This window comes from Caulobacter sp. SSI4214 (assembly GCF_012184455.1).
Lineage (GTDB): Bacteria > Pseudomonadota > Alphaproteobacteria > Caulobacterales > Caulobacteraceae > Caulobacter > Caulobacter vibrioides_E.
Window position 1 is genome coordinate 1 of the sequence record NZ_SZWJ01000050.1, and the last position, 23,707, is coordinate 23,707.

General features: G+C 68.4%; 22 protein-coding genes. 12 read left to right on the forward strand and 10 right to left on the reverse strand.

Going from position 1 to position 23,707, the window contains the following annotated elements:
* The coding region (locus tag FCU40_RS14695; protein ID WP_168075880.1) for a helix-turn-helix domain-containing protein at nt 1–721 on the forward strand (721 nt) is incomplete at its 5' end.
* A gap of 10 nt (nt 722–731) precedes the next feature.
* Here FCU40_RS14695 and FCU40_RS14700 read toward each other — a convergent pair.
* The 7 genes from FCU40_RS14700 to FCU40_RS14730 all read right to left on the reverse strand — a co-directional run bounded on the left by FCU40_RS14700 (nt 732) and on the right by FCU40_RS14730 (nt 8,946).
* Entirely contained in the window at nt 732–1,814 is a 1,083-nt protein-coding gene (locus FCU40_RS14700; RefSeq protein WP_004615737.1) for a phosphotransferase family protein, read from the reverse strand.
* Between the two features lie 87 nt (nt 1,815–1,901).
* A complete protein-coding gene (gene purD / locus FCU40_RS14705) occupies nt 1,902–3,182 on the reverse strand; it encodes a phosphoribosylamine--glycine ligase (protein ID WP_168075881.1) in 1,281 nt (426 codons plus the stop codon).
* 60 nt (nt 3,183–3,242) lie between these two features.
* A complete protein-coding gene (locus tag FCU40_RS14710) occupies nt 3,243–5,144 on the reverse strand; it encodes a methyl-accepting chemotaxis protein (RefSeq protein WP_168075882.1) in 1,902 nt (633 codons plus the stop codon).
* Between the two features lie 520 nt (nt 5,145–5,664).
* Nucleotides 5,665–6,357, reverse strand: coding sequence for a phosphate regulon transcriptional regulator PhoB (gene phoB, locus FCU40_RS14715; RefSeq protein WP_004615740.1), 693 nt, complete (start codon nt 6,355–6,357; stop codon nt 5,665–5,667).
* A gap of 21 nt (nt 6,358–6,378) precedes the next feature.
* Entirely contained in the window at nt 6,379–7,071 is a 693-nt protein-coding gene (gene phoU / locus FCU40_RS14720) for a phosphate signaling complex protein PhoU (protein ID WP_168075883.1), read from the reverse strand.
* A gap of 17 nt (nt 7,072–7,088) precedes the next feature.
* Nucleotides 7,089–7,346 (reverse strand): hypothetical protein, encoded by a 258-nt coding sequence (locus tag FCU40_RS14725; protein WP_168075884.1) that lies wholly within the window; start codon nt 7,344–7,346, stop codon nt 7,089–7,091.
* 181 nt (nt 7,347–7,527) lie between these two features.
* The gene (locus FCU40_RS14730) at nt 7,528–8,946 is read right to left on the reverse strand and encodes an ATP-binding protein (RefSeq protein ID WP_004615743.1); all 1,419 of its coding nucleotides are present in this window, start codon (nt 8,944–8,946) and stop codon (nt 7,528–7,530) included.
* Between the two features lie 175 nt (nt 8,947–9,121).
* Between FCU40_RS14730 and FCU40_RS14735 the strand changes: the two genes are divergently transcribed.
* The 9 genes from FCU40_RS14735 to dapD all read left to right on the forward strand — a co-directional run bounded on the left by FCU40_RS14735 (nt 9,122) and on the right by dapD (nt 19,808).
* Entirely contained in the window at nt 9,122–12,409 is a 3,288-nt protein-coding gene (locus tag FCU40_RS14735) for an autotransporter outer membrane beta-barrel domain-containing protein (RefSeq protein WP_175582085.1), read from the forward strand.
* Nucleotides 12,410–12,660: 251 nt separating this feature from the next.
* A complete protein-coding gene (locus tag FCU40_RS14740; RefSeq protein WP_168075886.1) occupies nt 12,661–14,115 on the forward strand; it encodes a porin in 1,455 nt (484 codons plus the stop codon).
* Nucleotides 14,116–14,157: 42 nt separating this feature from the next.
* Nucleotides 14,158–15,210: a sulfate ABC transporter substrate-binding protein gene (locus tag FCU40_RS14745; protein ID WP_168075888.1), complete on the forward strand. Its 1,053-nt coding sequence runs from the start codon at nt 14,158–14,160 to the stop codon at nt 15,208–15,210.
* A 194-nt stretch (nt 15,211–15,404) separates the two neighbouring features.
* On the forward strand, nt 15,405–16,511 hold the full coding sequence (locus FCU40_RS14750; RefSeq protein ID WP_168075890.1) for a histidine kinase dimerization/phosphoacceptor domain -containing protein: 1,107 nt from the start codon (nt 15,405–15,407) through the stop codon (nt 16,509–16,511).
* A gap of 17 nt (nt 16,512–16,528) precedes the next feature.
* Entirely contained in the window at nt 16,529–16,996 is a 468-nt protein-coding gene (locus FCU40_RS14755) for a response regulator (protein WP_168075892.1), read from the forward strand.
* Nucleotides 16,993–17,262, forward strand: coding sequence for a SemiSWEET transporter (locus FCU40_RS14760; RefSeq protein ID WP_004615753.1), 270 nt, complete (start codon nt 16,993–16,995; stop codon nt 17,260–17,262). Before FCU40_RS14755 ends, FCU40_RS14760 begins: the two co-directional genes overlap by 4 nt.
* 89 nt (nt 17,263–17,351) lie before the next feature.
* Complete coding sequence (gene argB / locus FCU40_RS14765) at nt 17,352–18,266, forward strand: acetylglutamate kinase (protein WP_168075894.1); 915 nt, start codon at nt 17,352–17,354, stop codon at nt 18,264–18,266.
* A gap of 34 nt (nt 18,267–18,300) precedes the next feature.
* Nucleotides 18,301–18,966: a pyrimidine 5'-nucleotidase gene (locus FCU40_RS14770; protein ID WP_168075896.1), complete on the forward strand. Its 666-nt coding sequence runs from the start codon at nt 18,301–18,303 to the stop codon at nt 18,964–18,966.
* Nucleotides 18,963–19,808, forward strand: coding sequence for a 2,3,4,5-tetrahydropyridine-2,6-dicarboxylate N-succinyltransferase (gene dapD, locus FCU40_RS14775; RefSeq protein ID WP_004615756.1), 846 nt, complete (start codon nt 18,963–18,965; stop codon nt 19,806–19,808). The genes FCU40_RS14770 and dapD overlap by 4 nt, the downstream gene beginning before the upstream one ends.
* 139 nt (nt 19,809–19,947) lie before the next feature.
* Here dapD and FCU40_RS14780 read toward each other — a convergent pair whose 3' ends face one another.
* Nucleotides 19,948–20,304 (reverse strand): hypothetical protein, encoded by a 357-nt coding sequence (locus FCU40_RS14780; RefSeq protein ID WP_004615757.1) that lies wholly within the window; start codon nt 20,302–20,304, stop codon nt 19,948–19,950.
* A 99-nt stretch (nt 20,305–20,403) separates the two neighbouring features.
* Between FCU40_RS14780 and fmt the strand changes: the two genes are divergently transcribed.
* Together fmt and truA are read left to right on the forward strand one after the other, a co-directional pair.
* A complete protein-coding gene (fmt, locus tag FCU40_RS14785; protein ID WP_168075898.1) occupies nt 20,404–21,330 on the forward strand; it encodes a methionyl-tRNA formyltransferase in 927 nt (308 codons plus the stop codon).
* Entirely contained in the window at nt 21,330–22,082 is a 753-nt protein-coding gene (gene truA, locus FCU40_RS14790; RefSeq protein ID WP_168075900.1) for a tRNA pseudouridine(38-40) synthase TruA, read from the forward strand. Before fmt ends, truA begins: the two co-directional genes overlap by 1 nt.
* Nucleotides 22,083–22,086: 4 nt before the next feature.
* Here truA and FCU40_RS14795 read toward each other — a convergent pair whose 3' ends face one another.
* On the reverse strand, nt 22,087–22,725 hold the full coding sequence (locus FCU40_RS14795; protein ID WP_168075902.1) for a hypothetical protein: 639 nt from the start codon (nt 22,723–22,725) through the stop codon (nt 22,087–22,089).
* A 55-nt stretch (nt 22,726–22,780) separates the two neighbouring features.
* Nucleotides 22,781–23,701, reverse strand: coding sequence for a glutaminase (locus FCU40_RS14800; protein WP_168075904.1), 921 nt, complete (start codon nt 23,699–23,701; stop codon nt 22,781–22,783).
* Between the last annotated feature and the right edge of the window lie 6 nt (nt 23,702–23,707).

Genomic DNA, 23,707 nt, shown 5'->3' on the forward strand with positions numbered 1-23,707 from the left:
GCGCGGCCTGGACGCGCCCGTCCCCGCGCCGCTGATCGACGCCCTGCGCGCGGCGCACGCGGCGGGCGCGCGGCTGATGTCGATCTGCTCCGGCGTCTTCGTGCTGGCGGCCAGCGGCCTGCTGGACGGCCGGCGGGCCACGACCCACTGGCGCTACGCCCAGGCCCTGCGCGAGCGCCATCCGGCGATCGCGGTCGAGCCGGACGTGCTCTATATCGACGAGGGCGACCTGCTGACCTCGGCCGGCAGCGCGGCGGGCATCGACCTGGGCCTGCATCTGATCCGGCGCGATTTCGGTCCCGAGGCGGCGAACGCCGTGGCCCGCCGGCTGGTCGTGCCGCCGCACCGCGACGGCGGTCAGGCCCAGTTCGTCCAGCGGCCCGTCCCGGTTCCCCACGAGGCGCCGCGCCTGAGCCCCATCCTGGACCGGATGCGCGCCGACCTGGCCGGCGACCATACCCTCAAGGCCCTGGCCAAGGCGGCGGGCATGAGCGAGCGGACCTTCCTGCGGCGGTTCGAGGCGGCCACCGGCGCGACGCCCGCCCGCTGGCTGCTGGCCGAGCGCCTGAACCGGGCGCGGGACCTCCTGGAGACGACCGCCGCCGGCATAGACGACGTGGCGCGGGCCGTCGGCCTGGGCGCGCCGGCGCTACGCCACCACTTCCGGCGTCATTTCGCGACCACGCCCGGCGCTTACCGCGCCCGGTTCGCCCGCGCCTAGAGTAGGCGCCTCAGGCGCCCGCTTTGCGCGCGAAGTCCCAGGCGCCCTTGGCCAGGACCGGCACGCGAGCCTCCATCAGCTGGGCGTGGGCGCTGGCGGCGGTGCCGTCGCGCACCCGTCCGACGATGCCCTGGCAGATGCCGGCCAGTCGGAAGAGGTTGTACGAAAAGTACCAGTCCAGCTCCGGCAAGCCGTCGCGGCCGGTGGCCTTGCAATAGCGCTCGACCGCCTGCGGAATGGTCGGGATGCCGTAGGCCTCCAGGTCCTTGATCTCCGAAAGGCCGCCGCGCTGGTCGGACGGCATCACCCAGTTCATCAGGAAGTAGCTGAAGTCGGCCAGCGGATTGCCCAGGGTCGACAGCTCCCAGTCCAGCACCGCCACCACGCGCGGCTCGGTGGCGTGCAGGATCATGTTGTCGAGGCGGTAGTCGCCATGGACGATCGAGGTCTGGTCGTCGGCCGGCACGGTCCGGGGCAGCCAGTCCATCAGCCGGTCCATCTCCTCGATGGTCTTGGTCTCGGAGGCCTTGTACTGCTTGGTCCAGCGATCGATCTGGCGGGCGAAATAGTTGCCGGGCTTGCCGAAGTCCGACAGGCCGACGGCGGCATAGTCGACATTATGCAGCGCCGCCAGGGTGTCGATCTCGGCCTCGTAGATCGCCCGACGCTCGGCGGGCTGATAGTCCGGCAAGGTCCCGTCCCACAGGATCCGGCCCTCGACATTGTCCATCACGTAAAAGATCGTGCCGATCACGTCCTCGTCCATGCACAGGGCATAGGCCTTGGCGACCGGGAAGCTGGCCTTGTTCAGGCCCGAGATCACCTTGAACTCGCGATCGACGGCGTGGGCGCTGGGCAGCAGCTTGCCCGGCGGCTTGCGGCGCAGGACGTACTTCTTGGCGGGCGTCACCAGTTGGTAGGTCGGGTTGGACTGGCCGCCCTTGAACTGGCGCACCTCCAGCGGGCCGGCATAGCCCTCGACGTTCGCCTCCAGCCAAGCCGCCAGCCTGGTCTCGTCGATCGCGTGGCGCGGGTCGACCGGCTTGGTGCCCGAGTTCATGTCCTGGGCGGACTGTTCGGCGGCGTCCGTCATGGCGCGATCTCCCCAACGCTTGTTTAAACGCGGAGTTTAGAGGGTGAAGCGCCCTAGGCAACCCTCTCGCAACGGAAGAGCGCGGGCTTATTTCGACAGCGCGCGCCAGCCGATGTCGCGGCGATGGAACCCGCCTTCCAGGCCGATGGTCCCCAGCGCCGCATAGGCCGCGTCGCGGGCGTCGCGCAGGGTCGCGCCCCGGGCGCAGACGTTCAGCACCCGGCCGCCCGAGGCGCGCAGGCTCCCCTCGGCGTCGCGCGTCGCGCCCGCGTGGAAGACCACCACCGCGTCTCCGAAATCGGCCTCGGCGCCGGTGATCAGCCCGCCGACGCGGGGCGCGTCCGGATAGCCCTCGGCGGCCAGGACCACGCAGATCGACGCCTCGTCGCGCCACCGGGGGGGCTCGACCGAGGCCAGGTCGCCCCGGGCCGCGGCCAGCAGGATCGGGACGATGTCGCTGGCCAGACGCGGCATCAGGGTCTGGCACTCCGGGTCGCCGAAGCGAGCATTGTATTCCACCAGCTTCGGCCCGGCGGGCGTCAGCATCAGCCCGGCATAGAGCACGCCGACGTAAGGATTGCCCTCGGCGGCCATGCCTCGGACGGTCGGCAGGATCAGCTCGCGCCAGGCCTGGTCGATCAGGGCGGGAGTCAGCGCCGGGGGCGGCGAATAGGCGCCCATGCCGCCGGTATTGGGGCCCTCGTCGCCGTCATAGGCGCGCTTGTGGTCCTGCGCCGCGCCGAAGAACACGGCCGTCTCGCCGTCGCAAATGGCGAACAGCGAGGCCTCCTCGCCGTGCATGAACTCCTCGATCACCACGCGGGCCCCGGCCGTGCCGAAGCGGCCGCCCAGCATGTCGAGCACGGCGGCGTCGGCCTCGGCGCGGCTCGCGGCGATGACCACGCCCTTGCCGGCCGCCAGGCCGTCGGCCTTGATCACGAACGGCGCCGTCAGCGTATCCAGGAACCCGCTGGCCGAGGCCGCGTCCTCGAACACGCCGTAGGCCGCCGTCGGCAGGCCGTGGCGGCGGCAGAAGTCCTTGGTGAAGGCCTTGGAGGTTTCCAGCTGGGCGGCGCGCTGGCTGCCGCCGAAACAGGGGATCCCGACCACGGCCAGCTTGTCGGCCAGGCCGACCTCCAGCGCCGATTCCGGGCCGACCACCACCAGGTCCGCGCCGATCTCCTGGGCCAGGGCCACGAGGCCGTCGGCGTCGGTCGCCTTGACGTTCCTCAGCTCGGCCACCGCTTCGATCCCGGCATTGCCGGGGGCGGCGACGAGGCGGCCGCACAGCGGCGACTGGGCGATCTTCCAGGCCAGGGCGTGCTCGCGCCCGCCGGACCCGACGAGGAGGATGGTCAGCTTTTCCATGAGCGCGGGGTGTGGCGCGCGCGGCGGCGCGGGTCAAGGCCGGACCCGCGCCGCGCCGTCTCAGGCGGCGTACTCTCGGAAGTCCGCGTCGTCCGGGTCCGGTCCGCCCTGGGCCATGTCCAGGGCGAAACCCTTGGCGCGGGCCTGCTGGGCGGCGACGGGCGCGCGGCCGCCCGACTTGCGAGCGGGCTGAGCGGGACGCTTGGCGGGCGGTCGGGCGATGGCGCGGCTGTCGACGCCGTCGATGCGGAAGAAGGCGATGGACGTCCGCAGCTCCTCGGCCTGGGCGGCCAGCTCCTCGGACGTCGCCGACATCTGCTCCGACCCGCTGGCGTTTTGCTGGGTCACCTTGTCCAGCTGCTGCAGGGCTTCGTTGATCTGGCTGGCGCCGACGTCCTGTTCGCGGCAGGCGGCGCTGATCTCGGCGACCAGTTCGGCGGTCTTGCGGATGTCCGGCACCAGATTGGCCAGCATCTCGCCGGCCGACTGCGCGGCCTTGACGGTGTCGGCGGACACCGCGCTGATCTCGGCGGCGGCGGTCTGGCTGCGCTCGGCCAGCTTGCGCACCTCGGAGGCGACGACCGCGAAGCCGCGACCATGCTCGCCGGCCCGCGCCGCCTCGACGGCCGCGTTCAGGGCCAGAAGATCCGTTTGGCGCGCGATTTCCTGAACGATGGTGATCTTCTCGGCGATGGTCCGCATGGCCTCCACCGCCTGGGCGACCGCCTTGCCAGACACCTCGGCGTCCTGCGCGGACTGGCGGGCGATCTTTTCGGTCTGGGCGGCGTTGTCGGCGTTCTGCTTGATGTTGGCGGCCATCTCCTCCATCGAGGCCGAGGCCTCCTCGGCCGAGGCGGCCTGCTCGGTCGCGCCTTGGCTGACCTGCTCCGAGGCCGAGGACAGCTCCTGGCTGCCATCGGAGACATTCTCGGAGGCGACCAGGGCGTCGGACACCACGCCGCGCAGACGGTCGATCATCCGTTGCAGGGCCAGCCCCATGACGTCCTTGTCCGACAGGGGCTTGGCCTGGACGGTCAGGTCGCCTTCCGACACCTTGTCCGCCAGCGCCGCCGTCTGGCGAAGATTGGCGACCATCCCCTTCAACGACTTGCCCAGAATGTCCTTTTCGGACAGCGGCTTGATCTCGACGCTCAGGTCGCCGGCGGCGACTTGGTCGGCCAGGCTGGCCGTGGCGCGGAGATTGGCGGTCATGCGATTGACCGTCTCGACCAGATCCTTGATCTCGTCATTGGTGGTGACGGTCACGGTCTGATCCAGATCGCCCAGGGCCACGGCGTTGGCCAGGCCGCCGATCTGGGCGAAGCCCCGCGCGATGGTCCGGGCGACCCAGACCCCCGCCCCGACCGCCAGCAGAACCGAGACGGCGATCACGCTCATCAGCGTGTTGCGCGACGTGGCGTAGGCTCGGTCGCTTTCGGCGGTGGTCGAGGCCAGCAGCTTCTCGTTGACGTCCGTCAGGGCCTCGACCGTCGCCGTGATGCGATTGGTGATCTGACGCTGGGTGGTCCGCATCTGGACGATCGCCTGGTCGCGCCGCCCCTCCATCATGTCGCGACGCATGGCCTCGTCGATCTCGGCGAAGGTCGCCCAGTCGCTGGCCAGGGCCTCCCATTTCGGCTTGCCAGTGGGCGAGGCGTGTGAAAGGCCCGCTTCGAGCAGCGTGGCGACCTTATGCTTGTTGTCGATCGCCTTGGCGTTCTGGCTCTTCAGCTCCTCGGCGTCATCGGCCAGGGCCATGTTCTTTTGAGCGCGCACCACCTGAAGCAGCGCCATCCCCAGGGCCTGGCTGCGCTGGAGTTGCGCCACCGGTCCCTCGACCATGGCCTTCTGGTCGCTGTTGAGGTCCCCCAACTGGCGCACGCCGAACAAGGTGGCGGCGGCCATCATCAGGATGAGCGCCCCGAAGGTCAGGGCGAGTTTGAGCTTGATCGTCATGCGCATGGAAGGCTCCGGCCCATTATTAACCCTGTTGCAGAAACGAAGAACAGCCGAATGAAGTCCTCGCGACCTCCTAGAGATCGATCTATCCAACATTCGTGCAAAGACACGGGAACGAATTTTCCGTAGCTATGTTTCGCCAGACTTTGAGAAATCTCGATTTCACATCGGAATTTGTTTCTTCCGGTGCACATATCTTCGGAACGACCACTCAAAACAAATCACGTAAAACTGAAGCCGAGAGGGCTATTTACGCGAAAAATACTTGAAGAGGTTCAGCCGCGGACGGTTAACCGGCGGTGAATCAAACAACTCACGGGATAGCGACATTCTGCCTCACCATCCTTGGGCGAAATCGCGTTTTCCTCGCGAGAACGCCTTTCGGTTCGGTGGTCGCGCGCTTCGCGCCAGCACGAAAAACCGCGCGCCGACGAGCGGCGCGCGGTTCAGCCCCGTCGGGGCGTCATTCAAAAATCGATCCGGAGCGCCTTCCGGCGCGGCGGGCGCCGGTCCGCGCGATGCTTTAAGCCGCGTCGAGATCCAGCGAATAGCCCGCCGACCGCACGGTGCGGATCGGGTCGCCATCGGCCGTGCCGTTCAGCGCCTTGCGCAGACGGCCGATGTGCACGTCGACCGTGCGCGCCTCGACATAGACGTCCGAGCCCCAGACCGCGTCCAGCAGCTGCTCGCGGCTGAACACCCGGCCCGGATGCTGCATCAGATAGTCCAGCAGGCGGAACTCGGTCGGACCCAGGTGGATCTCCTTGCCGCCCCGCTTCACGCGGTGGGCCACCCGGTCGATGACGATGTCGCCGACCGTGATGCGGTCGTCGGCCAGGCCCGGACGGATCCGACGCAGCACCGCGCGGACGCGGGCGGTCAGCTCGACCATCGAGAACGGCTTGACGACATAGTCGTCGGCGCCCGTGTCCAGGCCGCGGATGCGGTCGGTTTCCTCGCCGCGCGCCGTCAGCATGATGATCGGCACGTTGCGGGTCTCGGCCCGGCCGCGCAGGCGGCGGCAGACCTCGATCCCCGAGACCTTGGGCAGCATCCAGTCCAGGATGACCAGATCCGGGGCCCGCTCGTTGGCCATGATCAAGGCTTCCTCGCCGTCACCGGCGACGCCGACGCGATAGCCTTCCTTGTCGAGGTTGTAGTGCAGAAGCGTGGCCAGAGCGTCTTCGTCTTCGACCACCAGAACGTAAGGAGTCACTTCAGGCCGCCTCGCGAGGAGTTATTGAGCGATCGCGTCCAGCTTCGGACGCTGCGAAACCAGCTCTTCGCCGGTCAGTTCGAAATGGATGATCTCGGCGATGTTGGTGGCGTGGTCGCCGATGCGCTCGAGGTTCTTGGCCACGAACAGCAGGTGGGCGCACGCGTTGATGGTCCGGGGGTCGGCCATCATGTAGGTCAGCAGTTCGCGGAAGATCGAATTGTAGTGCTCGTCGACCTCCTCGTCGCGCGTCCAAACGCCGATGGCGCGCTGCAGGTCCGAGGTGGTGTAGGCGTCCAGAACGTCCTTCAGACGCCCTTGGACCAGGCGGCCCATGCGCTCGATCGAGCGGGTCAGGGCGGTCATCGGGTCGGCCTCGGTCAGGATCAGCGCCCGCTTGGCGATGTTCTTGGCCATGTCGCCGCAGCGTTCCAGGCTCATCGAGATCTTCAGGGCGGCGACGGCGTGGCGCAGGTCCATGGCCATCGGCTGCCGCAGGGCGATCAGGCGGAACGCCTTGCGCTCGATGTCGGCCTGCAGGGCGTCGAGACGCTCGTCGCCGCCGACCACCGCCTGGGCCAGGGGGCCGTCGCGGCGCGCGATAGCCTCGATGGAGTCGGCGACCTGGGCCTCGGCCAGACCGCCCATGCGCGTGACCTCGGCGGTCAGGTGCGCCAGCTCTTCGCCGTAGGATTTGACGGTATGCTCGGTCATGTTTGCTTCCTCCCGGATCAGCCGAAGCGGCCGGTGATAGGGTACAGGGCGCGCGGACCGCGCCGATTGATGAATATCTCTTCGATCCGGTCGCGCTTGACCAGCTTGGCCAGGAACGCCGCGCCGCCGAGGCGCTCGCCGTCGAACGCGGTCTGGCGGCCGTCCCCGAGAGCGCCGCGACGGGCGCCCATCAAGCCCAGGCTGGAAAACACCAGAACGAGAAACGAAAGCCAGGTCAGCATCGGTTCGGCGAGGGTCCGAAGTCCGCGCCCCACGCGCGTCTTTCCTCGGACCGCTAGTGACAGCCCGGCGCGGACCTTATGCGACGTTTTAATTACAGTTTGACGACACCCTAAATCCTTGGGGTTAACGGCGCCGTCCGCCGGGGAGAGAACTGACCGTTTTCGGATCCTCATTGTCCGAAGGGGCCGGCTGTTCTTGCGCTGATCCCGCCTTCTAGGCCTCGGCGGGCGCGGCCGGCGGCGGGGCGGGCGCGGGCTCCGCGCCGACCTTGGCCATGGGCAGGTAGACGCCGAACGTCGCGCCCTCGCCCTGCACGCTCTCGACCGTCAGGCCGCCCCGGTGGCGATTCATGATGTGCTTGACGATGGCCAGACCCAGACCCGTGCCGGAGCGCTCGCCGCTCTTCTGGCCTTCGACGCGATAGAAGCGCTCGGTGAGGCGCGGCAGGTGCTCGCGCGCCAGGCCAGGCCCCCTGTCGGTGACGCGCAGGACGGCGTAGCGTTCGCCCGCGTCGTGATCCGGCGTCAGCAGCGACAGGCGCGAGGCGGCGGGATCGCGCGCCGCCGCCGCGGCCTCGGCCGACAGTCCCGGGAAGATCTCCACGCGGATGACGCCATGCTCGGGCGTGTACTTGATGGCGTTGTCGACGAGGTTCTGGATCACCTGGATGATCTGATCGCGATCGCCGTCGACCACGGCGCCGCCGCGCGGCGGCAGGACGGGATCGAACGTCACGCCCTTCTCGCGGGCCTGCGGCGCCAGGGCGTCGATCACGTCGATGGCGGCCATGGCCATATCCACCCGGCCCAGAGGCGCGATGTGCTCGTTGAGCTCGATGCGCGACAGGCTCATCAGGTCGTCGATCAGCCGCGACATGCGTTCGGCCTGGGCCAGCATGATGCCCAGGAACTTGTCGCGCGCGCCCGGATCGTCCTTGGCGTGGCCACGGAGGGTTTCAATGAAGCCCGACAGCGAGGCCAGAGGGGTCCGCAGCTCGTGGCTGGCGTTGGCCAGGAAGTCGGCGCGGGTCCGCTCGCTGCGCCGGGCGTCGGTCTCGTCGCGCAGGGCCAGCAGGGCCAGGCGCGAGCGGCCGGGCGCGTCCTTCAGGGGACGCGCGTGGGCCAGCCAGGAGCGTCCCTGCGCCCCGCCGGTCTCGAACTCGACCACGCCCTCGACATTGCCGAACAGAGCCTCGTCGACCGCCTCCAGAACGCGCGGATTGCGGACCGCCGTCACCAGCAGCGCGCCCTGGCGCTGGATCTTGAAGAGATCGCGGGCGGCGGCGTTGGCGAACAGAAAGCGTCGGCCAGTCAGGTCATCGGCTTCCTCGGCCGCGATGACCATCAGCGGATCGGGCAAGCGGTCCAGGATGGCGACGAACGGCGGGCCGCTCTCGGCGGCGACGGCGGGGACCGCGCCGGGAATCGGCGAGGGAACGCGGGCCCGTCGTCTCGGCCGCGACAAGGCCAGCGCCGCCGCGCCCGAGACGACGGCGGCGACCAGGGCGGGCGCGGGCTGGGCCATGCCGACCACGGCCAGGCCCAATATGGCTCCGGGCCCGATCAATACGGGCCAGAACGCGCTCGCGACACGGTGATCGGGGGCGTCCGGGGGCGTCTGCGCCGGCGGCATGTCTGGAACTCACTGTTTCAAGCGAGAGGCGATTCGTAGAACCAGATATGGCGCCCCGCCATGCCATGCGATAGACGGTTGGCGCCTTAGTACGTTTCGCGAGCGGGACTCACCGCAATTTCGCCGCATCGTGACACGCATTAATGGCGCCGGTTCTCATGGGGTTTCGTTCGGAATGCAGCGCAAGGTCCTGGTCGCGACGGTCGCGGCCGCTCCTCTCCTGGCCATGGGTTTCGCCGCGTCGGCGGAGACCCAGGTTACCAACGCGCGCACGACGCCGATCGCGACCAGCACGGCCACGGGCTCGGCGGCGGACGACGTGAAGATCACGTCCAACGGCTCGATCAAGCCGACCACGGCCGGCCCGATCGTCACCCTGGACAGCAACAACCTAGTCACCAACCAGGGCACGCTGTCGACCAACAACCTCGACAACAGCGTCGGCGTCCTGGTGATCGGCGGTCACACCGGCACGGTGACCAACTCGGCCACGATCTCGCTGGGCGAGGACTATACGCCCACCGACACCAACAACGACGGCAACCTGGACGGCCCGTTCGCCCAAGGGACCAACCGGATCGGCATCCAGGTGACCAACGCCGGGACCCATACCGGCGACATCGTCAACGACTCGGCCGGCACGATCACGATCCACGGCAACAACTCGGCCGGGATGCTGATCGGTGGTCCGGTGGTCGGCAACCTGACCAATCTGGGCACGATCAGCGTCACAGGCGACAACGGCTACGGCGTCCGCGTCACGTCGCCGATTACCGGCAAGGTGACGCTGGGCGGCTCGGTCACCGTGCAGGGCGCCAACTCCGTGGCCCAGGCCATCGACGCGAACGTCAACGGCGCCATGGTCCTGCAAGGCTCGGTCAGCGCGACCGGCTATCGCTACACCACCCGCCCGACCACCCTGGACGCCTTGAACAAACTGGGCGCCGACGACCTGCTGCAAGGCGGTCCTGCCGTCCGCGTCGCGGGCAACGTCACGGGCGGCGTCCTGTTGCAAGGCGCCAACTACTCGACCGCCGTCGGCACGGACGGCAACACCACCGTCACCACGGTGACCTCCAGCTCGACGGGCACGTCCAGCATCTCGTCGTTTAGCGGCGCGCCGGCCCTGCTGATCGGCTCGACCAGCCAGAATGTCACCCTGGGCGCGGTCGGCGCCGGCGACCTGGCCTACGGCCTGGTCGCCAAGGGCACGATCACCGGCACGGGCGTCTATAACGGCGTGGCGGCCACCGGCCTGCAGATCGGCGCGGGCGGCGGTTACTCGACCACCCTCACGGGCGGCGCGCGCAACGACGGCCAGATCGCCGCTTCGAGCTATGAAGCCAATTCCACCGCCGTGGACGTCCAGTCGGGCGGAACGATCGGCCAGTTCCTGAACCGCGGCACGATCACCTCGACCTCCGCCTCGTTCGCCGGATCGGGCGTCACGGCCACCGCGCGCGGCCTGGTGCTGGAGTCCGGGGCCAACGTCAACACGCTGAGCAATATCGGCACGATCTCGGCCACCCGCACGGGCGAGACCGGCGACGCGGTTGCGATCCTCGACCAGGCCGGAACGCTGACCAGCATCACCAACACCGGCACGATCAAGGCCGCGGTCACCGCCCCGTCCTTCAAGGCCGACGGCACCGTGCCGAGCCCCGCCGCGACCACCTCGGGCCGGACCATCGCGATGGATCTACGCGCCAACAACCAAGGCGTGACGATCACCCAATCGGGACCGGCCAACTACACCTCGACCACCACCTATCCCAGCACCGACACCACCACCAGTTCGACCAGCACGGCCACGACCGCCGCGCCCAGCATCGTCGGCGACATCCTGCTCGGGAACGGCAACGACACCGTCAACATCTGGAGCGGCACGCTGGTCGGTTCGATCGCGTTCGGCTCGGGCCAGGATCGCCTGTCGATCGACGGCGGTGCCAGCGTCGTGGGCAATCTGACCAACGCCGGCGGCGTCAGCATCTCGGTCGCGAACGGCAGCCTGGGCATCCTGAACACCGACACCCTGCGCGTGAACAGCCTGTCGATGGGCTCCAGCAGCCACCTGCTGTTCTCGGCCGATCCCGCGGCCGGAACCAACACCAAACTGATCGTCTCGGGCCCGGTGAATATCGCCGACGGCGCCGAGTTGGGCATCCGCCTGGCCAATATCGTCAAGGCGCCGACCAGCTTCACGGTCATCCAGGGCAATAACCTGAACATCGGAAATATCGGCACCGGCCTGCTGGCCCAGTCGCCGTACCTGTATGTCGCCAGCAGCCGCGCCGACGCCAACAACGTCTATATCGACGTCCGCCGCCGCACGGCCGCCGAGATCGGCTTCAACCGCGAAGAGACCTCGGCCTATGACGCGGTGTTCGCCGCCCTGGGCGCCGACGGCAAGCTGGCCAACGCCTTCCTGAACCAGAGCACCCGCGACGGCTTCCGCGACCTCTACGATCAGATGCTGCCCGACACGGGCGCGGGGGTGTTCAACGCCCTGCAGGCGGTCAACCAGCAGATCTCGGCCGCCACCATGCAGCGCCCCGATCCGGGCGACCGCTACGGCCCCGACAGCCTGTGGGTCCAGGAAATCAACACCCTGACCCGCCAGGACAACAACGCCGATACGATCGGCTACAAGGCCTCGGCGTTCGGCTTCGTCGCCGGCTACGAAGCCATGGGCGACGCGGGCGGCGCGCTGGGCCTGACCCTGGCCTATGCCAGCATCGAAGAGCACGACAACGTCGCCAAGGTCGGCGAGCACACCAAGGCGTCGTTCGTGCAGGGCGGGGCCTACTGGCGCCGGTCGATCGGCGGCTGGCGGTTCAACGCCGGCGGCGGCGTGGGCTACGGCTTCTTCAACGGTCACCGCAGCTTCATCGCACCGGATCTCAACGGCAACGGCTTCGCCGACGAGAACATCCGCAACAGCGCCGACTGGAACGGCCTGACCGCCAACGCCTTCGCCGGCGCGGCCTACGAGCAGAAGTTCGGGCGCTTCTTCGCCCGTCCCGAAGCGCGCCTCGACTACGTCTATCTGGATGAAGGCAAGCGGGTGGAAGGCGGCGATGTCGCGTTCACCGACGGCGTCGCCGTGGCCAACCCCGCCAACAGCTTCGACCTCACCGTCGACAAGCGCAGCTCCAGTAACCTCAGCGGCGAGCTGGGCGTGGTGCTGGGCGCCGATTTCGGCAAGACCGTCTGGTGGCGTCCGGAAATCCGCGTCGGCTATCGCCAGACCCTGGCGGGCGAGCTGGGCGACACGGTCGCGGCGTTCAAGAACGGCAATCCGTTCACGATCACGCCGATGAACGATCGGAACGGCGCCCTGACCGCCGGCTTCGCCCTGCGGGCCGGCACGCCGATGTCGTATCTGGCGCTGGAAGGCGGCGTCGAGGCCACCAAGAAGCAGCACCGCTACAATCTGCGCTTCGCCGGCCGGGCGATGTTCTAACGGGCTCCGCGCCCGACCAAAGCTTCGAAGAATGGGGAAAAGCCGTCGCGGACGACCGCGGCGGCTTTTTGCCACCAAGAATCAAGCCTTTGATTCTCGGCGAGAATTCCCGCGTCTTCCGCGACGCTCCAGCGTGGCTCCCAGAAAAACTCAAGGTCGGCTTTTCTAAAACTCCATTCCAGAACTAGGAATTATCGTCTTCCCTGACCTGGCAGGTCGGCCCGCCTTGGCGGCGCCGAGAGGGGATAGACATGCGAACCATCCAAACCGCCTTCCGCGCCGCGCTGATCGCCGGCGTTTCGCTGCTGGCCACGGCCGGGGCCGCCGCGGCCCAGACCGCGCCATCGCCCGAGGAGGCCGCCGCCCGCATCGCCGCCCTGGAGGCGCAGCTTCAGGCCCTGCAGCAGCAGGTCAACGACCTGAAGGCCGCCACCGCCGCCAGCCTCAAGGACGTCCGCGCCGCCCAGAGCGCCACCACGGTCAGCGTCGCCGGCGGCAAGCCCAGCATCGCCTCGGGCGACGGCGCCTTCAGCGCCAACATCCACGCGGTGATGCAGCTGGACGCCGCTCAATACTACCAGGACAAGGGCCTGCCCGCCGTGATCGGCAACGGCCGCGACCTGAACAACGGCACCAACTTCCGCCGCGCGCGCCTGGGCGTCGACGGCAAGCTCTACAAGAACTTCGAGTACAGCGTCCTGCTGGACTTCGGCGGGGCCGGGACCGACGGGTCGGGCACGTTGCAGGAGCTTTGGCTCCAGTATAACTACGCCCCGTTCAAGGTCCGGGTCGGGGCCTTCGCGCCCAATGTCGGCCTCGAGGACGTGGCCTCGACGAACGGCTCGCTGTTCCCCGAACGCCCCTCGCCCACCGAGCTGTCGCGCGGCCTGGCCGCCGCCGACAAGCGGATCGGCCTGCAGGGCCAGGTGGTGGGCGAGCGGTATCTGCTTTCGGCGGCCGTCACCGGCGCCAAGGCCGGCGATCCCCAGACCTTCGACGAGCAGATCGGCTATGTGGCTCGGGCGGTCTATGTGCCGTTCAAGGGCTATGACTGGCTGGTCCATGTCGGCGTCAACGCCAGCAAGGTGGTCACGCCGGCCCAGACCGCGATCGGCGGCGCCTATCCGGTCACGCTGTCCGACCGTCCGGAACTGCGGGTGGACGGCGCGCAGCTGATCAGCACCGGGGCGATCGACGCGACCGGCGCCCGCCACTTCGGTGGCGAGCTGGCCTTCCAGAAGAAGAACCTGCTGATCCAGGGCGAGTATTTCGACCTGGCCATCGACCGCCGCAACGCCGGCGCCGGCGTGACGAACCCGAAGTTCAAGGCCTGGTACGTCGAGGGCGGCCTGGTGCTGACCGGCGAGGCGCGCAAGTACAGCCCGAGCAACTTCGCCTTCGACGGCCCGGCGATCGACAAGCCCTTCGATCCCAAGAAGGGCCAGTGGGGCGCCTTCGAACTGGCGGCGCGCTATTCCGTCTCCGACCTGAACTATCACGAGAACGCCGTGCTGGCCGCCGACCGCGTCCGGGGCGGCGAACAGAAGATCTCCAGCGTGGGGATCAACTGGTTCCCGAACACGGTCACCAAGTTCTCGCTCGACTATCTGGACGTCTCGATCAACCGTCTGGATCCGGCCGGCGGCGCCACGCCGCTCAGCCAAGACTACCATGTGATCAACCTGCGCAGCCAATACGCGTTCTAGACCGTAACGCCGCCCGACCCGTCCCCCAGAAAGGATCGTCCCATGAGCGACACTCTCAAGGTTCCGACCCGCCGCGGTCTGCTGGCCGCCGCCGGCGCCGGCGCGGCGGCCCTGGCGAGCCCCGCCCTTCTGGCGGGCCAGGCCCACGCCCAGGCCAACAAGCCGATCACCCTGCTGAACGTCAGCTACGACCCGACGCGCGAGCTCTACAAGGATATCAACGCCGCCTACGCCAAGTACTGGAAGGAAAAGGTCGGCCAAACCCTGGTGATCAACCAGAGCCATGGCGGCTCGGGCAAGCAGGCCCGCTCGGTGATCGACGGCCTGCAGGCCGACGTCGTCACGCTGGCGCTGGCCTATGACATCGACGAGATCGCGGCCAAGGCCAAGCTACTGCCGGCCAACTGGCAGTCGCGCCTGCCGCAGAACTCGACCCCTTACACCTCGACGATCGTGTTCCTGGTCCGCAAGGGCAATCCCTGGAAGATCAAGGACTGGCCGGACCTGATCAAGCCGGGCATCGACGTGATCACCCCCAACCCGAAGACCTCTGGCGGCGCTCGTTGGAACTATCTGGCCGCCTGGGCCTGGGCCCTGAAGCAGCCGGGCGGAAGCCCCGCCAAGGCCGAGGCCTATCTGAAGGCCCTGTTCGAGCACGTGCCCGTGCTGGACACAGGGGCGCGGGGCGCGACCACCAGCTTCACCCAGCGTGGTCTGGGCGACGTGCTGCTGGCCTGGGAGAACGAGGCCTACCTCGCCCAGGAGGAGCTGCCGGGCAAGTTCGACATCGTCTATCCCAGCCTGTCGATCCTGGCCGAGCCGCCGGTGGCCCTGGTCGACAAGAACGTCGACCGTCACAAGACCCGGACCATCGCCGAGGGCTATCTGAACTTCCTGTACAGCCCGCTGGCCCAGGAGATCATCGCCAAGAACCACTATCGCCCGCGCAACCCGCAGGTCGCGGCCAAGTACGCCGCCAGATTCAAGTCGATTCCGCTGGTGACAATCGACGACACCTTCGGCGGCTGGAAGAAGGCCCAGGCCACGCACTTCGCCGACGGCGGCGTGTTCGACCGCATCTACCAGCCCAAATAGTCAGCCTTCGAGGGGCCTCCGGACCGGGAAGCCTGGAGATCCCTCGGACAGCGCGGCGGGCTCGCCTCCCCGTTTCCGCCGCGTCGATGGCGGGAGTCCTGGCTGGACTCCCGCCGTTTTCGCGTGTGCGCTATGTTGGGAACTCGACATCTTGGCCATACGTTCAGCGTCCACGGGGTGGTGGGAGCCAGGCTTTGAACGACTACGAGGAATCACGGCGGGCCGGGGCTCGACTGGCCGCCGAGCATAATATCGACGATCCCTTCGCGGCGGCGATCCGCGCCACGCGCATGGCGATGATCGTCACCGACCCCTCTCAGGCCGAGAACCCGATCATCTTCGCCAACGACGCCTTTCTCAGGCTGACCGGCTATGGCCGCGACGAAGTCATCGGGCGCAATTGCCGCTTCCTGCAAGGTCCGAACACCGATCCGAAGGCGATCGAGACGCTGCGCGCGGCGGTCGCCGCCGGCGAGGACGCCTCGGTCGACCTGCTGAACTACCGCAAGGACGGCTCGACCTTCTGGAACGCGCTCTATCTTTCGCCGGTGCGCAACGACGCCGGCGACATCGTTTATTTCTTCGGCTCCCAGCTGGACGTCAGCGACCGGAAGGTCGTCGAGCTTCGGGCCCGCGACCGCAGCGACGACCTGCGGCACGAGGTCGAGGCGCGCACGCGCGAACTGACCCAGGCCCTGGAGCAGAAGACCGTGCTGCTGCACGAGGTCGACCACCGGGTGAAGAACAACCTGCAGCTCATCTCCAGCCTGCTGCTGCTGCAGAACCGCCGCGTCGCCGACCCCAACGTCAAGGCCTCGCTGAAGGGCATGCTGGGCCGCGTCAACGCCATCGCCACGGTTCATCGCCGTCTCTTCCAGAGCGAGGACGTCGAGCGCTTCGACGTCTCGGCGTTCATCCGCGACCTGGTCGCCGACCTGATGGGCTCCATCCAGCGCGACGACATCGAGATGCAATTGGACCTGGAGCGGGTGGACATCCCCGCCGCCAAGGCCGCGCCCCTGGCGTTGGTCGTCAATGAGCTGCTGACCAACGCCCTGCGCCACGGCTTTCCGGAGGGACGCGGCGGCCGGATCTTCGTCGGCGTTCGTCGCGAAAACGGCGACTTCCGGATCGAAATCACCGACGACGGCGTTGGAATCGATAAGACATCGCCCGTTTCCGGGTTCGGCCTGACCATCGTCCAACTGCTGTGCCAGCAACTGAAGGCGCGCGGCGAGACGACGGACGCGGAACCGGGAACGCGTGTCGTCGTTCTGCTGCCCGTGAATGGGGCGCACTGACCAGGATAGGCGTTAGGATGAGCGGCAAGGCGCTCGATGTTCTGATTGTCGAGGACGAGATGCTCCTGGCGATCGAACTCGAATATCTGGTCGAGGAGGTGGGTTGCCACGCCCTCGGCTGCGCCATGAGCGCCGACGAGGCGGTCGATCTCGCCGCGAGGCTGCGTCCCGACCTCGCTTTGATCGACGTCCACCTCAGCGACGGCCCCACCGGCATCGACGTCGCGCGCCGGATCCACGAGGACTGCGGCGGGACCGCGCTGTTCATGACCGCCAACGTCAAGCGCCTTCCGGAAGACTTCGCCGGGGCGTGCGGCGTGATCGGCAAGCCCTGTTCCGAGCACGGCGTGAAGACCGCCCTGGCCTATCTGGCGTGCTGCCTGACGGAAGGCCGGGCGCCGGGCCTGCCGCCTGTCGGCCTGACCCTGGCCCCGCGCTACGCCCAACTGTGGGGTCTCGACCAGCCTCTGTCGAAGAGCGCATGACGCTCTCGGCGCCCGCCGTGATCGGAACCCTCGCGGCCCTGCTGTCGATCACCAGTTTCGCGCCGCAGATCGCCAAAATTCATCGCGAGAAGGACGCCTCGTCCGTCTCGCTGCGCACCTATCTGGTGACGGTGACCGGCTTTACCTGCTGGATCGTCTACGGACTTTTGATCCAGGCTTGGCCGGTGGTGGCGTCGAACATCGCCAGCCTGGCGATGTCGGCGACGGTGCTGGTCATGAAATGGCGGCTCGACCGCGCCGGCTGAACCCCCTTTTAGGTGACAGGGGGGACGGGGTCCGCTATCGAGGCCGCCGCCTATTTCGCATCCCAATTCTTGCCTGAGGGACCGAGCCCTTGACCGAAGTCGCCGAGGAAGCCGGCTGGGCCACCGCCAAGACCCTGGCCGAGGCCCTGCCCTACATCCAGATCTACGACCGCGAAACGGTCGTGATCAAATACGGCGGCCACGCCATGGGCCAGGAGGACGTGGCCAAGGTCTTCGCCGCCGACGCGGTGCTGCTGAAGCTGCTGGGCGTCCACCCGGTGGTCGTGCACGGCGGCGGTCCGCAGATCAGCCGGATGCTGGACAAGGCCGGGGTCAAGTCGACCTTCGTCGACGGCCTGCGCGTCACCGACGAGGCCACCATGGAGGTGGCCGAGATGGTCCTCTCCGGCGCGATCAACAAGGAAATCGCCAACTGGATCACCCAGGCCGGCGCCGAGGCCGACGTGCGCGGCGTGGGCCTGTCGGGCAAGGACGCCCGCCTGATCACCGCCGAGAAGGTGACGCGCACCAAGAAGGATCCGGACAGCAACATCGAACAGGTCGTCGACCTGGGCTTCGTGGGCGAGCCGACCAAGGTCGACCCGCAGCTGATCGAGGCCCTGATCCGCTCGGAGCTCGACTACATCCCCGTGGTCGCGCCGATCGGCGTCTCGTCGCAGGGCGAGACCTTCAACATCAACGCCGACACCGTGGCCGGCGCGCTGGCCGGCGCGCTGAAGGCCAAGCGGATGCTGATGCTGACCGACATCAAGGGCGTGCTCGACGGCGAAGGCGAGCTGATCCGCGAGATGACCGTCGATCAGGCCCGCGCGCTGATCGCCACGGGCGTGGCCACCGGGGGCATGATCCCCAAGCTGGAGAACGCGATCCACGCGATCGAGGCCGGGGTCGAGGCCGTCGTCATCCTGGACGGCCGCCGTCCGCACGCGATGCTGGTCGAGCTGTTCAGCGAGCACGGCGCGGGCACGCTGATCTCTCGATGATCCGCCCCGCCGCCGCGCGAGGGAAGAGACACTGATGTCGGCCGACCTTTCCCACGTCGACACCTGGCTGTTCGACCTCGACAACACGCTCTACCCGCTGGAAAGCCAGTTCATGCTGCTGATCGAACAGCGCATGACCGACTTCGTGGCGCGCAAGACCGGCCTGCCCCGCGACGAGGCCCGCGCGCTGCAGCATGAATACTTCAAGGCGCACGGCACCACCCTGGCCGGCCTGATGACCCACCATGGCATCGAGCCGAAGGCGTTCCTCGACGAAGTGCACGACGTCTCGATGGACCGGCTGACGCCGGAGCCGGCGCTGCGCGCGGCGATCGCGCGCCTGCCGGGCCGGCGGCTGATCTTCACCAACGGCTCGCTGGGCCACGCCGAGCGCGTTCTGACCCACCTGAACCTGCGCGACCTGTTCTCGGACGTGTTCGCGATCGAGACGGCCGACTATGTGCCCAAGCCGGCGCTGGCGACCTTCGACAAGATCTGCAAGCTGCACGCGATCGATCCGCCGATGACGGCCTTCTTCGAGGACAGCGAGAAGAACCTCGTCCCCGCCGCGCGGCTGGGCATGACCACGGTCCTGGTCGGCGCCCACGCGGCCGCCTCGACCTCCGAACACGTCCATCATCGCACCCACGACCTCGCCGCGTTCCTGGACGCGGCCCGCCTGCAAGGAAGCCCGCCATGACCACCGTCAGCCTTTCGGACCTCCAGACCGAGATCGAAGCCGCCTGGGAAGCCCGCGCCGAGGTCTCAGCCGCCACCACCGGCCCGGTCCGCACCGCCGTCGACGAGGCCCTGCTGCTGCTCGACAGCGGCAAGGCCCGCGTCTCGGAGAAGATCGACGGCGAATGGGTCACGCACCAGTGGCTGAAGAAGGCCGTGCTGCTGTCGTTCCGCCTGAACCCCAACACCGTCATGCGCGCCGGCACGCTGGGCGGCGGCGTCGGTCCCTGGTGGGACAAGGTGCCGAACAAGTTCGACGGCTGGGACGCCCCGCAGTTCGAGGCCGGCGGCTTCCGCGCGGTGCCCGGCGCCATCGTCCGCCGCGGCGCCCACATCGGCAAGAACGTGATCCTGATGCCCTCGTTCGTGAATATCGGCGGCTATGTCGACGAAGGCACGATGGTCGACACCTGGGTGACGGTCGGCTCGTGCGCCCAAATCGGCAAGAACGTCCACCTGTCGGGCGGCGTCGGCATCGGCGGCGTTCTAGAGCCCCTGCAGGCCAATCCGACCATCATCGAGGACGACTGCTTCATCGGCGCCCGCTCGGAAGTGGTCGAGGGCGTGGTCGTCGGCCAGGGCAGCGTGCTGTCGATGGGCGTGTTCATCAGCGCCTCGACCAAGATCGTCGACCGCAAGACCGGCGCCGTGCACATCGGCAAGGTGCCGCCCTACAGCGTCGTGGTCCCCGGCAGCCTGCCCGACCCGCACGGCGGCCCCAGCCTGTACTGCGCCGTGATCGTCAAGACGGTCGACGCCCAGACGCGGTCGAAGACCAGCATCAACGACCTGCTGCGGGACTAGGCGGCTCCAGATCCTCCCCCGCGATGCGGGGGAGGTGTCGGCGGAGCCGACGGAGGGGGCGATCTGGAAATCGGCCGAGCCGGCCCCCACCGGCCCGCTGGGCCACCTCCCCCGCATCGCGGGGGAGGATCTGACTTCCCTACTTCGTCGCCTCGTTCAGCTGCTTCTTGCTCTCCGCCGCGCCCTTCTTGGCGTCGCGCTTGAGGTCGGCGCCGGCTTCCTTGGCCTTGTCGCCGGCCTTTTCGCCGAGGTCCTGGGCCTTGTCGGTGGCTTCGCCGGCGGCTTCCTTCAGGTCGGCGGCGGTGTCCTTGGCGCTTTCCTTGATCGCCGCGCCAGCTTCCTTGACGTCCGGATCGTTGGCGATGGTGTGGGCGGCGTCCTTGATGTCGGAGGCGGCGGCCTTGGCGCCGTCCTTGACCTTGTCGGCGTGCTCCTGCGAGCAGGCGCCCAGCGCGAGGGCCACGGCGCAGGCGGCGAAGAACGGAATGGAACGCATGGTCTGGCTCCCTGATGAGTCGGCTTCTTAACGAAGCGTCCACGGCCCAGGTTCCGACTCGGCTTTGCGCGAAGCCGCCAAGGCGTCTAAACCCCCGCCATGCGCATCGCCTTCCTCGGCACCCCCGACTTCGCCGTCACCTGCCTGGCCGAACTGGTCGCCTCCGGCCACGAGATCGCCTGTGTCTATTCGCAGCCGCCAGCCCCGCGCGGGCGCGGTCAGGACTTGAAGCCCTCGCCGGTCCACGCCTTCGCCGAAGGCCTGGGCGTGCCGGTCCGCACGCCGGTCTCGATGAAGACCGCCGAAGAGATCGAGGCGTTCAAGGCGCTCGATCTGGACGCCGCCGTCGTCGTCGCCTTCGGCCAGATCCTGGTCCGGGACGTGCTCGACGCGCCTGTCCATGGCTGCTTCAACCTGCACGCCAGCCTTCTGCCGCGCTGGCGCGGCGCCGCCCCGATCCAGCGGGCGATCATGGCCGGCGACCCGGTCACGGGCGTCCAGGTCATGCGGATGAGCGAGGGTCTGGACGAGGGGCCGATCCTGATGTCCGAGCAGGTCGTCATCGCCGCCGACGACACCGCCGCCACCCTGCATGACAAGCTGGCCGCCGTCGGCGCGCGCCTGCTGCCGGTCGCCCTGGCCGCCATCGAACGCGGCGCGGCGCGCGAGACGCCCCAGGCCGAAGCGGGCGTGACCTACGCCAAGAAGATCAAGTCGGCCGAGGCCCGCATCGACTGGACCCGTCCGGCCGCCGAGGTCGACCGCCACATTCGCGGCCTGTCGCCGTTCCCCGGGGCCTGGTTCGAGGCGCCGTCGGAAAGGGGTCTCGTCCGCGTGAAGGCCCTGTTATCGCGGGTCGAGGACGCCGAAGGCCCGCCCGGCCAGGCCCTGGACGACGCCCTGCTGATCGCCTGCGGAGACGGCGCGGTGCGCCTGCTGAAGGCCCAGCGCGAGGGCAAGGGCGCCCAGGACGCCGAGGTCTTCACGCGCGGCTTCCCGATCCCGGCCGGGACGATCCTGGCCTGATGCCCCGCTACCGCCTCCTCGTCGAGTATGACGGCCGCCCCTATGCCGGCTTCCAGGCGCAGGCCGCGCTGCCGTCGGTGCAGGGCGCGATCGAGGCGGCGGTGAAGGCCTTCAGCGGCCAGGACGTGCGCATCGCCGCCGCCGGCCGCACCGACACCGGCGTCCACGCGACCGGCCAGGTCGTGCATGTGGACCTGGAGAAGGACTGGCCGGCCCAGACCGTGTTCAACGCCCTGAACGCCCACCTGACCCGCGAGGCGGTCTCGATCCTGTCGGCCGAGGTCGCCGAGGACGGCTGGCACGCCCGGTTCTCGGCCAACGAGCGCCGCTATCTCTACCGGATCCTGAACCGCCGCGCGCCGCCCGCCCTGGACAAGGGCAAGGTCTGGCACATGAAGAAGGATCTCGACCACGAGGCCATGCACGCCGCCGCCCAGCACCTGGTCGGCCTGCACGACTTCACGACCTTCCGCGACATGCACTGCCAGTCCAAGAGCCCGGTGAAGACGCTGGACGTCGCCCGCGTGCGCCGGGTCGGCGAGGAGATCCATCTGGATTTCGAGGCGCGCTCCTTCCTGCACCGCCAGGTCCGCTCGATGACGGGGACGCTGGTCGAGGTCGGGGCGGGCCGCTGGACGCCGGACGACGTCAAGGCCGCCCTGGAGGCGAAGGACCGGCGTGAGTGCGGGCCCGTGGCGCCGGCGGATGGGCTCTATCTAGTGGGCGTGGGGTACGGTCCGCTCGCGTCCTGACGGTTCAATCGAGCAACCAACGCCCACCGAGCCACGTCACGCGCCGGCAGCGCCAGGGATCAACGTCGCTCTCGGCGATGGTCGCCGCGCTCCAGCTGGTGGGCCAGACGCCGGGCTTAGACGCACAGACAAAATAGGTTTTGTCGGCGGTCACGAAAGCCTGAACGGCCTGGGAGCGACGATCGGCGGGTAAGTCCGCCCTCAGTTGGGCATGCACGGCTTTCGCAATCAAGGGTGACGCCGGATACAGCGGCTCATGATTCCAGAGCAAACCCTGAGCGCTGGGCCGCCGACGCATCACCGTTTCGATCACCGCGCCCCTGAGCACCGCACCGTTGTCCAGACAAGCCTCGCGCAAACAGGTCGGATCGAAGCTTGCTGTAAAGATGATGTCAGAATAGCGGATCGGTCGGTCTAGCGATGGCTGGTCGCGGGCGAAGCCGATGGCCAAGCACTGGTCGCGTTTGACCGTCGCAGGCGTCGCCTCGGTTGGACAGACCGCACACATCATGCCCCAGCAGGCGTCGACCTGTCCCGCAAGCCTGACCTGGGCGCCCGCATATTTGTCGGGCGCCGCGACCAGCTGTTCCAAAGTCACGGTCACCGGGGCGACCTGAGCAGCCAGAACTAATGCTGCGATCAAGACAGCCTCCTTTTCCGAAAAGAGTGGCCACCGGCCATGCTCAACGTCAAGGCGATCACAGCACCGAGCAATTGGTGATCTGGCTGAAAGCCTCCAGCGCCGCCGTGCCGACGACCGACGTTCCGAACCGGTCGAGCTCTGGCGACCACACCGCCACCGTCGCCTTGCCCGGGATCACCGCCACGACGCCGCCGCCGACGCCGCTCTTGGCGGGCAGGCCGACGCGGTAGGCGAAGTTGCCGACGCTGTCATAGATGCCGCAGGTCAGCAGCAGGGCGTTCAGCCGCCGGGTCAGGCGCTCGGGGAAGATCGTCTCCTGCGCCACCGGCGAGAAGCCGCCCGCCGCCAGGGGCAGGAAGGCCCGGGCCAGCTGGCGACAGCTCATGGTCAGGGCGCATTGGCGGCAATAGGCGGCGACCACCGCCTCGGGGTCGTGCTCGATCGTGCCCTGGCCGCGCATCAGGCTGGCGATGGCGCGGTTCTGCCAGGCGTTGGCCAGTTCCGACGCGGCCACCGTCGGATCGATCTCCAGCCGCTCGCCGCAGAGAAAGCCGGCGAAGTCGCGGACCAGGGCGGCCGGATCCTTCGTCACCTTCATCAGCACGTCGACGACCGCCATGGCGCCGGCGTTGATGAACGGATTGCGCGGCACGCCGTCCTCGGCCTCCAGCAGCGACAGATGGTTGAACGGCGTCCCCGACGGCTCCTTGCCGACCCGCGTCCAGATCTCGTCGCCGATGCGGTTCAAGGCCAGGCCCAGCGCGAAGACCTTGGTGATGCTCTGGACCGAGAAGCCCTCGTCGGCGTCGCCGATGACGTGCTCGCCGCCGTCGACCGTCCGCACCGCCATGCCGAACTTGCCGCCCGGCACGGCGGCCAGGGACGGGATGTAGTCGGCCGGCCGCCCCTTGCCGAAGTGCGGCTTCACCAGAACGGCCACCTCGGCCAGCACATCGGGGATTGAAAGCGCTTTCATCCGACC

Coding starts and splice junctions, on each gene's coding strand:
- FCU40_RS14800 (WP_168075904.1), bottom strand. CDS start 23,701: ATGAAAGCGCTTTCAATCCCCGATGTGCTGGCCGAGGTGGCCGTTCTG.
- FCU40_RS14780 (WP_004615757.1), bottom strand. CDS start 20,304: ATGCGTTCCATTCCGTTCTTCGCCGCCTGCGCCGTGGCCCTCGCGCTG.
- phoU (WP_168075883.1), bottom strand. CDS start 7,071: ATGACCGAGCATACCGTCAAATCCTACGGCGAAGAGCTGGCGCACCTG.
- FCU40_RS14735 (WP_175582085.1), top strand. CDS start 9,122: ATGCAGCGCAAGGTCCTGGTCGCGACGGTCGCGGCCGCTCCTCTCCTG.
- FCU40_RS14755 (WP_168075892.1), top strand. CDS start 16,529: ATGAGCGGCAAGGCGCTCGATGTTCTGATTGTCGAGGACGAGATGCTC.
- FCU40_RS14745 (WP_168075888.1), top strand. CDS start 14,158: ATGAGCGACACTCTCAAGGTTCCGACCCGCCGCGGTCTGCTGGCCGCC.
- truA (WP_168075900.1), top strand. CDS start 21,330: ATGCCCCGCTACCGCCTCCTCGTCGAGTATGACGGCCGCCCCTATGCC.
- FCU40_RS14710 (WP_168075882.1), bottom strand. CDS start 5,144: ATGCGCATGACGATCAAGCTCAAACTCGCCCTGACCTTCGGGGCGCTC.
- FCU40_RS14740 (WP_168075886.1), top strand. CDS start 12,661: ATGCGAACCATCCAAACCGCCTTCCGCGCCGCGCTGATCGCCGGCGTT.
- purD (WP_168075881.1), bottom strand. CDS start 3,182: ATGGAAAAGCTGACCATCCTCCTCGTCGGGTCCGGCGGGCGCGAGCAC.
- FCU40_RS14700 (WP_004615737.1), bottom strand. CDS start 1,814: ATGACGGACGCCGCCGAACAGTCCGCCCAGGACATGAACTCGGGCACC.
- FCU40_RS14770 (WP_168075896.1), top strand. CDS start 18,301: ATGTCGGCCGACCTTTCCCACGTCGACACCTGGCTGTTCGACCTCGAC.
- FCU40_RS14760 (WP_004615753.1), top strand. CDS start 16,993: ATGACGCTCTCGGCGCCCGCCGTGATCGGAACCCTCGCGGCCCTGCTG.
- FCU40_RS14730 (WP_004615743.1), bottom strand. CDS start 8,946: ATGCCGCCGGCGCAGACGCCCCCGGACGCCCCCGATCACCGTGTCGCG.
- dapD (WP_004615756.1), top strand. CDS start 18,963: ATGACCACCGTCAGCCTTTCGGACCTCCAGACCGAGATCGAAGCCGCC.
- fmt (WP_168075898.1), top strand. CDS start 20,404: ATGCGCATCGCCTTCCTCGGCACCCCCGACTTCGCCGTCACCTGCCTG.